The sequence below is a fragment of the Methylomonas sp. LWB genome (assembly GCF_001856095.1).
In the GTDB taxonomy this organism is placed as follows: Bacteria; Pseudomonadota; Gammaproteobacteria; order Methylococcales; family Methylomonadaceae; genus Methylomonas; species Methylomonas koyamae_A.
In genome coordinates, this window is the sequence record NZ_MKMC01000042.1 from 1 (window position 1) to 12,202 (window position 12,202).

General features: G+C 49.2%; 12 protein-coding genes. 4 read left to right on the forward strand and 8 right to left on the reverse strand.

What is annotated here, in order from left to right:
- Positions 1–344: 344 nt before the first annotated feature.
- From BJL95_RS16170 to BJL95_RS24105, 3 genes are all read left to right on the forward strand, one after another.
- The gene (locus BJL95_RS16170) at positions 345–710 is read left to right on the forward strand and encodes a hypothetical protein (RefSeq protein ID WP_139306140.1); all 366 of its coding nucleotides are present in this window, start codon (positions 345–347) and stop codon (positions 708–710) included.
- Between the two features lie 355 nt (positions 711–1,065).
- Positions 1,066–1,380 (forward strand): hypothetical protein, encoded by a 315-nt coding sequence (locus BJL95_RS24775; protein ID WP_139306139.1) that lies wholly within the window; start codon positions 1,066–1,068, stop codon positions 1,378–1,380.
- A 586-nt stretch (positions 1,381–1,966) separates the two neighbouring features.
- Complete coding sequence (locus BJL95_RS24105; RefSeq protein WP_083385669.1) at positions 1,967–2,626, forward strand: hypothetical protein; 660 nt, start codon at positions 1,967–1,969, stop codon at positions 2,624–2,626.
- Between the two features lie 79 nt (positions 2,627–2,705).
- Here BJL95_RS24105 and BJL95_RS24780 read toward each other — a convergent pair whose 3' ends face one another.
- The 6 genes from BJL95_RS24780 to BJL95_RS24110 form a co-directional block, all read right to left on the reverse strand.
- Positions 2,706–3,668: a hypothetical protein gene (locus tag BJL95_RS24780; protein ID WP_139306138.1), complete on the reverse strand. Its 963-nt coding sequence runs from the start codon at positions 3,666–3,668 to the stop codon at positions 2,706–2,708.
- 612 nt (positions 3,669–4,280) lie between these two features.
- Complete coding sequence (locus tag BJL95_RS16180; RefSeq protein WP_071155997.1) at positions 4,281–4,781, reverse strand: GNAT family N-acetyltransferase; 501 nt, start codon at positions 4,779–4,781, stop codon at positions 4,281–4,283.
- Positions 4,778–5,068: a DUF1778 domain-containing protein gene (locus BJL95_RS16185; RefSeq protein ID WP_071155995.1), complete on the reverse strand. Its 291-nt coding sequence runs from the start codon at positions 5,066–5,068 to the stop codon at positions 4,778–4,780. The genes BJL95_RS16180 and BJL95_RS16185 overlap by 4 nt, the downstream gene beginning before the upstream one ends.
- Positions 5,069–5,372: 304 nt before the next feature.
- Positions 5,373–6,350 carry a FecR domain-containing protein gene (locus tag BJL95_RS16190; protein WP_071155993.1) on the reverse strand — a complete coding sequence of 326 codons (978 nt, stop codon included), beginning with the start codon at positions 6,348–6,350 and terminating at the stop codon, positions 5,373–5,375.
- 53 nt (positions 6,351–6,403) lie between these two features.
- Positions 6,404–6,928: an RNA polymerase sigma factor gene (locus BJL95_RS16195; protein ID WP_083385665.1), complete on the reverse strand. Its 525-nt coding sequence runs from the start codon at positions 6,926–6,928 to the stop codon at positions 6,404–6,406.
- Between the two features lie 199 nt (positions 6,929–7,127).
- The gene (locus BJL95_RS24110; RefSeq protein WP_254786689.1) at positions 7,128–8,012 is read right to left on the reverse strand and encodes a TonB-dependent siderophore receptor; all 885 of its coding nucleotides are present in this window, start codon (positions 8,010–8,012) and stop codon (positions 7,128–7,130) included.
- Positions 8,013–8,057: 45 nt separating this feature from the next.
- Between BJL95_RS24110 and BJL95_RS16205 the strand changes: the two genes are divergently transcribed.
- Positions 8,058–9,689 carry an IS1182 family transposase gene (locus BJL95_RS16205; protein WP_175463649.1) on the forward strand — a complete coding sequence of 544 codons (1,632 nt, stop codon included), beginning with the start codon at positions 8,058–8,060 and terminating at the stop codon, positions 9,687–9,689.
- Positions 9,690–10,128: 439 nt separating this feature from the next.
- On the opposite strand, the gene BJL95_RS16210 is transcribed toward BJL95_RS16205, so the two are convergent.
- Both BJL95_RS16210 and BJL95_RS16215 read right to left on the reverse strand, forming a co-directional pair.
- On the reverse strand, positions 10,129–10,596 hold the full coding sequence (locus BJL95_RS16210) for a DUF4265 domain-containing protein (RefSeq protein WP_071159406.1): 468 nt from the start codon (positions 10,594–10,596) through the stop codon (positions 10,129–10,131).
- A 102-nt stretch (positions 10,597–10,698) separates the two neighbouring features.
- Entirely contained in the window at positions 10,699–11,259 is a 561-nt protein-coding gene (locus BJL95_RS16215) for a suppressor of fused domain protein (protein ID WP_175463736.1), read from the reverse strand.
- Between the last annotated feature and the right edge of the window lie 943 nt (positions 11,260–12,202).

The following is a 12,202-nucleotide window of genomic DNA, read 5'->3' on the forward strand; positions in this document are numbered from 1 at the left end:
GAGGGTGTCGTAAAAGCCCCTCTCCTTGCGGGAGAGGGTTCTGTTTCGACTTTTACGACACCGTCTTGATGGGGAAATAATTCCGGGCTTGCATGACCTTCATTGCCGGTGCCGCCGATAAATCGCACCGTTCCCATCGAAACCCGCCGCAGTGCGGTTTGAGCAGTCAGGTGTCCGCGTTCGATCGGCAGCGGTGTCGTCGCGACAGGCTATGTTGCCGTTGATACCGGCAGCGTTCTTATCTCAACACGCAGTGTCGCCAATTAAACATCCAGGGTTCCGCGACGAAGGTGTAGACCTTCACGCTGAACACGCGGTCTTCTAATATGGACAGTGGGCGCCGCTTGTTTAACACGCAAGCGCCACTGTTGATCGGACACGCGCCGCTGTTTGGCAGAGACGGCTGCCTGTTAATCAGCGACGGCTCGATGTTTAATCGAGATCGTCGCCTGTTCATCGGCGGATGTCCGGTGTCGAGTTGCGGAGCGCCGCTGTTAAACACGCGTCACTCGGTGTTTGCATTAGAAGCTTGCCTGTTGATCAGGCGTCGCTCGATGTTCTCGGTCCGTGTCCGCAATGGATTGTTCGGTGTTGTAATGGTAACTCGTCGAGTGATAAAGACCCTGAACAGCTTCGATTCGCCCCAACCGCGAAGGATCGAGCAAGAATCCGCCAGATCGGTGGCAACCTTCTGGCTCGGCAACCTGTAGCTCCGGGTCCGTCGCGCCGACGCTCGCCTCGCCAAGCGCCGCGATCGACAAGTTACGGTGCCGGTAAGGTTCGTCGAAGTTTTGGTGGATAGCGTTGGCGCTCCGACGGAGCAACGGCGTGGGCGCAATGAGCGAGATCGACCCATTGTTGTCAGATGAGGTGTAAATTGCGGTGACAGAAATGGGTTCCTAAGTTGCCATTCAGTATATTGGTGCGGTTAGCTTGCGAATTGCACAATTCGAAGTTAAGATTCCGGGGTAGCTAATCGGATCTACGCGGGCTTACAGGGGGTTGTAGAGATTGAACCAATCTAAGAACCCATACAGGTAATTACTCAATCAAAATGGAGATTAAATGAGACTGACCTTAGTATATTATATTTTCATCGCATTTACATTATCGGCTTGCGCGATTACCCCAAAATTAGAAAATTTAGCAAAGGAACGGCCAAATTTGGTTGGATTTTCTCAAAATACTATTGTCGAACGCTATGGAAAGCCAGATTCGACACATACAAGCTATATGGGAGCAAATAAAATTGATGTTTGGACCTATAATCATTTGGAATATAAAGTTCTTGCAAACACGGTTAGTCAAATAATGATAACCTTTATGGATGGCAGAGTGAGTAGCGTTTCTTATTCAGATCCTTATCGATATCGTAGGTGAGTTTTAATGCCTTGAGTGTGTTATATAGTTAGTGGATTGAAACAGCTGTGCTGTTGATTTAAATATTTTCGCCCTAAATTTTATAATTAGGTAACCTGCCTAAGAAATAAATAAGTCTTTAACAGGCTGTTGATTTTTGCAAAAATCAAATTTTCCATCACTAGATATAGCGGTCTACATCTATGATTTGTACTGTATATAGTACCTGGCTAACGGATAAGTTCATTTTTTCAACAACCTGTTAACAGGTTGGTGAAAAACTATTTTTTGCAATCAATATAGCACTATATTTAGCGCTGCAAGGTTAGATTTGGCACTAAGTAAAAAATTCTTTCAGTTAAATTTATTGTCTAGTGCATGGTTTTTCACTAATCTGTTAATGATAGTGAAAGTAAGGCAATAAATTTTACATTTCTCCAATTCAATTATAAAAAGCAATTCTATTTTATAAGTACTTTTCGTACATACTATAAGTCGTTATAAATGAATTATTTTTGTCGCTATTGAGTTAATTATCTATCAGATCTTTTGCTGTTTTAAAGCATAATATTTTTTTAACTTAAGTAATGCCTTAGGGATATAATAATTGGAAATAGTTAATATTGTAACAATATTTTTAAGCTCTAGTGTTTTAGCAGCACTAGTAACTGTTTTTTTTACCAGAAAATCGCATCAAGAAACGATTGCACTTAAATACATAACTGAAGAAAGAGCCAAATGGAGGGAGAAGATAAAGGAAACGATGTGCTTATTGAGTGAAGCAGTGAATTTGCCAAAATTAAATGGAGAACGTCTAAATAAAACAAGGATGACATCAACTTATTTAAAGCTTAGTCTGAATCCAGACCCCAATCATATCTTAGATAAGCAAATATTAACGTGCATAACCGAACTATGCTCCGAGCCAAATTATGAACGTTTCACCGTTTTGGAAACGAAAATTTCGCTTTTGCTTAAACATGATTGGGAAAGGGCAAAAAATGAAGCCAGATCACCAATTTCTAACCTTTTGTTGTTCGCATCAGTTATGGGTTTTATTTGGTGCATTTTTTATCTTATAATTAGAAAAACCTCAATTTATTCATTGATTCAAAATTTTCATTACTTTTCAGGAGCATATTCAGAGGTTGCTTTTTCTATCATTTTCATAGTAATTGCTATCTGGCTACTTATATTTTTAGTTAACAAAATTAGAGAATATAATCTGGATCGAAAAATAAAGATTCTAAACAAGTTATTGAATTAGTTAAAACGCTAAATACGACAACATAGATCAACGTATTCCTCATATCTTAAAATATTATTTTGATTTTTTTCTTCAAAGATTATGGCACATTAACTACAACCTGTCGTTCAAGTACCCGTGTAGTAAGTTTTTGTGTAACTTCTTTATCATCTATTACCAAAGTCAAAAATATACCGTTCTCACCTAATGGGAAAACTTTATTATTCCAACTACCGTGCCTTCCTGAAACATATTCAACAAGATTATTTGGGTATATTTCCTTTAAAAAAGTACTTTTTGAAAAAAGGATATCCGGCGATTTTGGATTGTTTCTTTCAGCATAAAGAACACCTTCAAACATAAAACCACCAGAGGTTTGGCCGTTATGAATATAAAGTGTTTTGTTCCAGTTTAACTCGATATTTTTATCAGATTTATTTTTTATTTCTAAAACAAAAGAATTACAAATTCCATCAGCACTGCAGTTCGGTATTAGTTTTGTGTCAAAATACTGGTTAGCTCCTTCGATTGTGACTGGTTCGGCTTCAAGTATGTATTGAATTTCACGTTTAAAAGCAATTTTCAGATTATCAAGTGATGATGCTATTATTTTAAAATCAACCCCTTTGCTTTCCAAGGCACTTCTCATGGCTGCTTGTGCATCGGCAAGCTTTGATTTATCTTCATTTGTAGTTAACTCTGAACCATAAATTGATAGCGTCATGGATTGTACTAATAAATTCAATACTGATTCATCTGCTCCATTTTTCAATAGCACTGTTGCTTGTTTTGAAAGATCAGTCGATTTATCCAGCATCCATGTTGCTGTCCTTTCATAACGATTCAAAGGAAGAATACTTTCCCATCTATCGATACTGACTGGTGAAATAGCGCTCTTCAATGTACTGTTTGGCTGTGCTTGTGAATAGTACTTATATTTATTTTGACTATAGTCATTTGCAGCATATTGTGAATTGATATGTTGCTTAGAACATCCAAATCCAAACAACAGCAAGAACAATACTTTTTTTGAAATCATTTTTTTATGTTGCAATGTAAGCATTTAATAATTATACGGAAATAATGATCAATATATCACTGAATACAATTACTGTTCATTATTTGGTTAGCTAAAAACAATATTTCAGAATTTAATCAATATCTAGTAGTCAGTTATGTTTTGCCTGCACTAAATATAATTTCTCTTAAGACTGAAAAATAGTTTTGCACTAACCTGTTAGAATCAAAAAACCTGAATAACTTCACGGTTTATATTTTTTAAATTTTCTGAAGAACATTAAGCATCTCCACTAGGTTAACAAATAACCGCTGAATCCATAGTGGCTGAAGTTGTAAAGTTTTCAAAAATACACTCTCTTATCTCTTTTGCTTTCTAGCTTTTATTAAACATTTCTGATTCATGCGGGTAAGCAGAAATATCTGCAGATTGCCCCCTAAAAAACATGTAGCTATAGTTTGCGATTTTAAACTCACAAAGTCTATTCATAAATCGACCTTGTTTGACAGCTTTATGGCTAGCAACTGCCCATTTGATGAAATAATTGAATGTCGCTTATTGGCCGATCACAGACATTCAAAATCTGGCGGGGTTTGAATTGTAACCCGTGGCGGCTTTGCGATCGGAACGACTGGCGGTTTTAATCGGAATACGTTGTTACTGTTCGAGAGAACGGCGCAAATCCTTGATGAGACGGTAGAGGTGCAATGAATCTGTCGGTGAGGGGGCAAAACCAAACCGCTCGTAGAACCGTTTTGCGGGGGAGTCCTTGGCGTGAACCGCAAAAGCACGAATACCGCCAATGTCGGCAGCCTGCAACGTGCGCAGCATCGCGTCTTTTAACAGGCCTGAACCAATCTTACGGCCTTGCCAGGCGGTGCTCACGGCCAGCCGCGCTAACAACATGACCGGCACAGGGTGACGGGCTAAGCCTTTGGTCAAGCGCTCCGGCGCATCGTTAAAAGCGACTTCGCCCACAACCAGGCTGTAGAAGCCAATGACGTCCTGGTCATGTAGACCGACATACGTTTGCGAAGCGTTGGCTTGCTGGTTGCCGAGGGCATAGCGAATCAGAAAGCGGTCAAGCTCCTCGTGCCCACAGGTAAAGCGATCAACGGGATGATCGCGCCGTAGCTTCTCAATCCGAAACCCCGTCATTCGGTCGTCGGCAGATCAAAGGGGCTCGGCTCGCGAAGCAAGCGTTGAATCTGGGGTACAAGTTGTGGCGGCGCATCGAGCGCGGACATAAATTTTTCCCATTGCTCGGCATTGAGTTCAAAGCGTTGTCGCTCGGTAAGCGTTTCGGCGGCGCGTGCCAAGGCACTCGCCAATACAAACTGACTGACCGAGCAATGGGCTGCCTGGGCTGCCGCGCTCAAGGTCTGCTTGGCTTCGGGCGATAATCGCAGGTCAAGTTTGGTGGTGCGAGTCGATTGAATAGCCATAATGCCTCCTATACACAGAGGAGAGCAGTATAGCCGTCAGACGTTGTCATGACAATTATATCCAAAGTGGATTCACGAGGTCTGAAAACGCCGGATGTTCGTCGGTGACGAACGGCCCTTCTTATCGCTGATAAACCGCATTATCCAACCTTCGCTGAAACCAGTCCATGCCATTATTTGCCATCCAACTCTGCTTTAAATAAAGCAGCGCGAACACCACTACCGATTCGACGTCCGCCTCTGAAATTGCGATCGCTAAAATTGAATTCCGCCGAGAGGCAAAATTGCGCTTTGCGTTAAGCGGTTACAAGCGTTGTCGGTTTTCGGTAAATACCACGACCTCCGGCGATGGCCGGCGCGCCTCGGCGTTCAGCAACGCGGCGATGGCGGAGACGATGCCGTTCAGGTCGTCGGCCTTGAACACGCCGCTGATGCGTTGGCTGGCCAGTCCGGGCGAGGCCAGTTGGATGCGGACTGGATGGTAGCGCTCGATTTCGGCGGCCACCTGGGCCAAGCTTTGGTCGCGCCAGATGATTTCGCCGCGCCGCCAGGCTTGACGGGCTTCAATGTCGATGGCGATCGGTGCGGATTGGCGCCCGGATGCGCTATAGGCCAGTTGCTCGCCGCTGCGCAGCGAGGAGGTGGCGAGCGCTTGGGCATCCGCGCCGGAGCGGACTTCCACTTCGCCTTCGAACACGCTGACCGTGGTGGATTCCGGACCTCGATACACTGCGAATTGGGTGCCGATGTCGCGAGTTTCGCCGCCGTCGGCCTTGACCACGAAAGGTCGCCAGGGTTGGTGGGCGACTTGCGCGAACAGTTCGCCGCGTTCGAGTTCCAACTCGCGCCGGCCTTTGCCGTATCGAACCGTGACGTCGGTCGCGGTGTTCAATTCCAACAAACTGCCGTCGGCCAAGGTCACGCTGAGCCGTTCGCCGATGTCGGTATGGTAGTGTTGATAGTGCTCGCCGAAATAAGGGCTTCGCCAGAGAAGGCCAACCGCCAACAGCAGCGCCGCCGCGATACCGACAGGATAAAAACGGTTGGCGGCGGCGCGGCGGACGGGTTTACGGCTCAGCGGACCTGCATAGACCGACTGCAACGGACTCATGGCTTGCCACAGCGTTTCCAGGGTTTGATATTCGTGGCGGTGGTGCGGATCGGCGGCTAGCCAGCGCTGGAATTCCAGCCGGTCCGCCGCGCAGCAACCCGGCGAACGCAGTCGGGCAAACCAAACGCTGGCGGCCTCGGCTGGCGATGGCGCGCTGGGGTGGTCAGACATTGCCGGCCGCCGTCGAGTCATTGCGCGTCGCTAAAATGCCGTGGCGATTCATGTCATGGTTCCAGCAAGCCGGCATCTTGCAGGTACTGCCGACAAGTCAGCAGGCCGGCGCTGACGTGCTTTTCCACCATAGCGACCGAAATGCCAAGGATGTCGGCAATTTGCGGGTAGGTGTGATTATGAAAGCGATGCAGTACGAAGGCTTCGCGCCGGCGCGGCGGCATGGCGTCGATTGCGGCGCGGATCACGGCTTGAGTTTGCGACAGGCTTAATTGTTGTTCGGGATTGTGGTCCCGGCTGGTTTGCTCCTCGAGTGCCGCGTCGCCGTCGTGTTTGGCGTCGTGCCAGTCCCGGCGGTTCAGTACGTTGACGGCTAATTGGCCGGCGATATGAAACAGCAGGGCCTTGGGGCTTTGGATGTCTTGAGCGGGGATGATCTTCAACAGGCGCCGATAGGCTTCCTGGGCCACGTCGGCGGCATCCTGCGGACAATCCAGGCGCCGCCGCAACATGGCCTGCAAATCCTTCTGGTGGGTTTCTATCAGGCACTGAACCCTGTGCCTTGCCAAGTCGTTCATGGGTTGGGATGGATGCGGCTAGTGAATGCGTGAATTCTCGACGCATGGTACACCGCAAATTGTCGCCGCGCCAACGAGATACGCCGATTCGCAATCGATGTCCGCGGTGCTGTTGTTTGCTAGCTGCCGGCATACTATGGCGCAGAACGCCCGCCGTCTTCCAAGGGCGGGACCAACGTGGCGTTCCGTTTTGCTAGGTCTAATATTGAATGCTGATTGATCCCATAAAAAATCGTGGTTGACCGAAGGTTGGAAACATGATGCTTGGACTGTCAAAACCGGCGCCGGTGAAATAATATTTATCCAATAAGTTATTCACATTCAACTGAGCACTGACTTTGGTTTTTCCAACCTTGATACTGTAGGCCGCCAGCAAATCAACGGTTGCATAGCCAGGGATCGTAAATTGCGGCGCGAGACAGCACGTCAATTGACTGCTTTGCAGATTAACTCCGCCACCCAATTTGAAGCCTTTCAGTGTGTCGCTCTGAAATTCATAAGTACTGAAAAGGCTGGCGGTATTGCGCGGTACGCCCCAATAGCGAGTCCCGACCGGATACAAGCCCAAAAATGCTTCATTTTCCGGATTGGTTTTGCTGATAGTGGTGTCCGTATACGAGTAAGTGGCTATCGCACTCCAGCCCGGCAAGATTTCGCCTTGAATATCCAGTTCTGGACCTCGGTTGTGCACTTCACCAACTGCAAGTTGGCAGGGTCCGCCACCACATATATGCGACACATTCGGATCGGTTGAAGCGAGATTTGTTTTGGTTAAGTCGTAATACGCCAAAGTTGCACGCAAACGACCGTCGAAGAACTCGGTTTTTACGCCTCCTTCATATTGAGTAGCACTGGTTGGGTCAATTGTTTTACTGATACCTGGACTGACATAAGCTCTGCCGGAGTTGGCGCCAAAACCTTCAACATAGTTGGCGTAAAGGCTGAGCCAACTTTGCGGTTGCCACAGGATCCCGACGCGCGGTGTCACCGCATCTTGGGTCGTTGGATCTTGTGAAGTCACCGTGCCGGTGTAGTTTTGCGATGACTGCTTTTGATGGAGGCTGTCGTAAAAGCTAGCCCACACGAGATACGATAAAATATCCGCACGCCAACCCGCCGGAAATCAGTCGTGACAGCCGAATCGATCAGTAGACCCGTCAAAACCTTGTGTAGCAGCCGGCAATCTTCGCTATTCGATGACGTCGTGATTGAAGAGGTGCCCGAGTCTATCGCCCCATCCGCCTCTGGAAAGCCCTACATCCGTTTCGAAGCCCCCGATCCACGCGGATTGTCGATCAATGGCAAGCCGTTGCGCGAACATCTGCAACAGACCGGCTTAACCACGCCGCTGAAATTGCGTCCTCTGTTGGAATCGTTGTCCTTCGCGGACTTTGAAGTCCGTTACCAGCCCGGCGGGCGTCCGCCGTATGCGCCGCGGGCGATGGTCGGCATCATTCTGTATGGGATTTTGCAAGGCTTGAGCAGTTTGCGCGATCTGGAGCGCTTGGCCCGGTCCGACGTGGGTTGCTGGTGGTTGAGCGGCGGCATCATGCCGGATCATTCGGTCATCGGCCGGTTTGTGCGTCAACACGAAACCCTGTTGACGACCGAGTTTTTCGATGGCGTGACCCGTCAGGTCTTGAAAGTCACCGGCTCCGGGACGACCACGCTGGCCGGCGACGGCACTATCATCGAAGCCATGTCCTCGCGGTTTCAATTGATGCGGGAAGAAGCGCTCCAGCAAGCCTTGGTCCAAGCACAGGAAACGGTACGGGCCCATCCAAGCGATACCGCCGCTGCGCAGCGATTGAACGTGCTGGAACAGGCGCAAGTCGAGCTCACGGCGCGTCAGCAAAAACAGGCCGCCAAGGGCAAGGACCCCGCCAAGACTCAAGTGCAAAGCAACGAACCGGAGGCGGTGTTGCAACCGCAAAAGAATTCCAAGGACTTCCGTGGCAGTTACAAGCCAACGGTATTGGCCAACGATAGCCGGGTCATCGTCGCTTGCGACGTGCATCCCTCCAGCGAAACCGAAGTCATCCCGGCCTTATTGGATCGCGCCCAAGCCCTGGGCCTGGTCGAAACCGCCCTGTTCGACTCTGGTTTTTTCAGCGACGGCATCCTGGACGCGACCGAGCAACGCGGCATCGAACTGCTCTGTCCAGAAGGCCAAAGCCTAGGCGAAGACTGGAACAAACAATCGGACAAACAAATCCCCAAAAGCCGCTTCATCTATCAAACCGACGATGATAGCTATCTGTGCCCGAACCAACAACGGCTGACCCCGCATCACACCTGCAACGGCGGCAAACGCGGCCGGGCTTATACCGTCTACACCTGTGACGCCTGTAACGATTGCCCGCTGAAAAGCCAATGTATCCGTGGCAAGGGCGGTCGCACACTCAAGCGCTATGCCAGCGATGACCAAAAAGACGCCCTGCGCCGGAAAATGACCCAGCCCGAACCGCGCCAGCGCTACCGGCAGCGCCAAGCGATGGTGGAACCCGTTTTTAGTCAGCTCCGGGGCCGGCAGGGTTTAAACCGCTTTCGCCGCAAGGGCTTGGCCGGCGTCAAAGTCGAGTTCGCCTTGCATGCCATGGCATACAACCTGGGTCGCGCCTTGGCTGTTGCCATTTTTAGCGTTCTATATCAATGGCTGCGCTGGATGGCGGGCTGGTTTGCGCGCATATTGCATTTTTGGCATTTGCCCGCAACCCACCACGGATCTCGGCTGGTCCAGGAAAATAGGGCCGGTTTTTGAGGGTTGGAACGAAAAACTGGGGTTTTACGACGGCCTCCCTAGGGGAGAGGAAGAATCTCTCCCGTTGAGCCCCTGCATCCTCAATCCAGTCAAAGTAATGGTGCCGTGCCGTGATGCGGACGGCCTTTGAAGCACCGTCCCCTTTGTATTCGATTGCAGTGATTACACCTGCCCAAGCAACAAGTGCGTCGCGGAAGGGGGTTGGCTGTTCTCGGACTTGTTTCGGGAAAACATCACGCCGTGCCTGTTGATAGAAGCCTGCCTCCCACTGTAGTAGAGGCTGATACTCCCGCGAACCTGGAACCAAGCCAAAGCAGCCACCCAGAGCCACAGCAATAAAGCAGATCAGTGCAAACTTTATAAGGTGCATAGTGTGTTGTTCTAGCGTGGAAGTAGGCGGCCTGCGCGGCTTTTTGCGCAGGTCCGCTCGACTGCAAGGTTATGCGGCATTTGGATGCAACTCGTCATAAGTAGGGTCAGCGTGTTCCCACTGGACATCAGCAGCCGTAAGGCGCTGCACTACGACGTCAAAGTCGACTGCGGGTGGAAGGTTGAGGACAATGTAGGTGGGGTTTGCGCCCTCGTACTCAACGCCAAGCAAGATAAGAGTATCAAGCAATGCTTTTGATTCATTGCCTTCGGATACTGGTGGATTGAAGATGACTCGAATGGTACGGTTGCCGGATTTCGACAAGACGCGCTCAAACGTTGCCATGCCTTCCACAGAGTTGAGTGGAGCCAAGACGATGTCGTGTAGAGAAACCGAATACGCAAAGAAAGGCAAGTTGTCGATCTTATACCGGTCGTTGCCAAGGTCATAGGCCCAAAGCGATTCCACTTCGGCCGTCCCGTTTTCGTTTGGCACTCGAAAGAGGACTTTCGATGTGGGCTCGCGTGACTCAGACATGATGCGTAACGTTTGAGTTGAAGTAGGGCGGCGGCGGGCGAAGCCCGCAGCGAATCAGCAAGCGCAGCTTGCAGGTAGTCCGGTTGACTGCAGGGTTATGCATCATATTTTTGATGCACGATAGAGATCGGTAAGAAGAAACTCGTTACCGAGTTTCTTTACAAGAGCCGCAGAGCCATTTTTTTGCTTATAAGCTAGTTCGGGGCTGGTGATGCCGATGCAGCAAATTACATTGGCTTTGATGTCTTGAACATTAAACTCTGCAATTCGGCGAAAAAGAAACGCCTCAATTGACGAACCTTCAGGCGTAGCTGATCCGATACTCATTGTTTCTCCATCGTCTATTGGGTTCTCAAGGGTGTAATAAGCCAGTTGACAGATGATGTTCACTCCCCAGCTTTCATCGCCTTTATGAACTACGGCTAGTTCATAGTTACCAGCGGAGTTTGGAGCCTGCTCTGAGCCTATTAGATCAGCCGTTACATAGAGCCTTCCATCTGTGTATTTTGAAAACATCACCACATCTGGGTTTCCACCAAGGTCTTGCCCCAGATGAAATGGAATGGTTCCATGCAGCACAGTTTCATCATGTGGCCCGAAAGATTGCTCCATTCCTTTGACTCGGGCGTCCCAAAGCTCCTCCCAGCTATCTTCTTCTGACATAACTCCATTCCTTTGTTTCATAGTTGTATGCCCACCAACCTGCTTCACTTATATTTATCTCCATCAATATCTCAATTCGCAGCTCAGCCTTTTTGGGCATAAATAACTTTGCCGCTTCTTTTGCCTCTTCCATTGTTTAATAGTGAGATATTTCCCTATCCACGTAAAGCCTGAAGTTTTCTTCATTCATAGCGGTATCTAACGTAGAGCTAACCGGGCGCGGTGCGGGAAGCTGAAAAAACAAAACTGTATTATAACCGCGCTCCGGTTGAGTGCCTTGCTAGCCATCATTTGGACAGCTCAGCCCGAATAAACGTAGCAAGCGACTCTCCGGCGTTCCATCTCTTTAGATCAACGACGGTACCACCGTACACTGTCTTGGCACGTTTTAGCGCCTTCTTTCCATCGCAGGTCAGGACAACTGATACCGTCGATCTGGCGGCAAGCGAAACGTCAGCCTAATTCTTGTATAGGCCGGTTGGTCTCATAGTCGGGCCAACCGAAGACATCTCCGCGCGGAGAACTGCCAATTCTTCCTCGCTTGCAAAACGCCCACAATCAAAGCCAGCGACTCGTTGCTGGTCGTCCAGCTTCATTCCAAAAGCAGTTTGGAGACCTCCCGGGGTAAGACACGTTTCTTTCGCTGCGCGAACGCCGGATTTACAAAACACATCCCGATCGTAGATGGACGACTGCAGGGATGCAGGAGGTAGGGCGACGCAGGATGCCAAAGCCGAGGGCTTCGCGGTCACGTGCCCGCTCGCCCCGGATGTATCACGCCTCATATCCAGTTCTTGTTCATCGCCCCGCAGCTTTGGGTTCGGCTTCTTCCAGACCCTGCCTCGCGACAACGCCCTTGCCGTTTCCCTAGCCTTCGGCTCTACGAAAACCTGGCTGCCGGACTTTCACCGACATAGTAACGCGCCATGCCCGGCACACACGT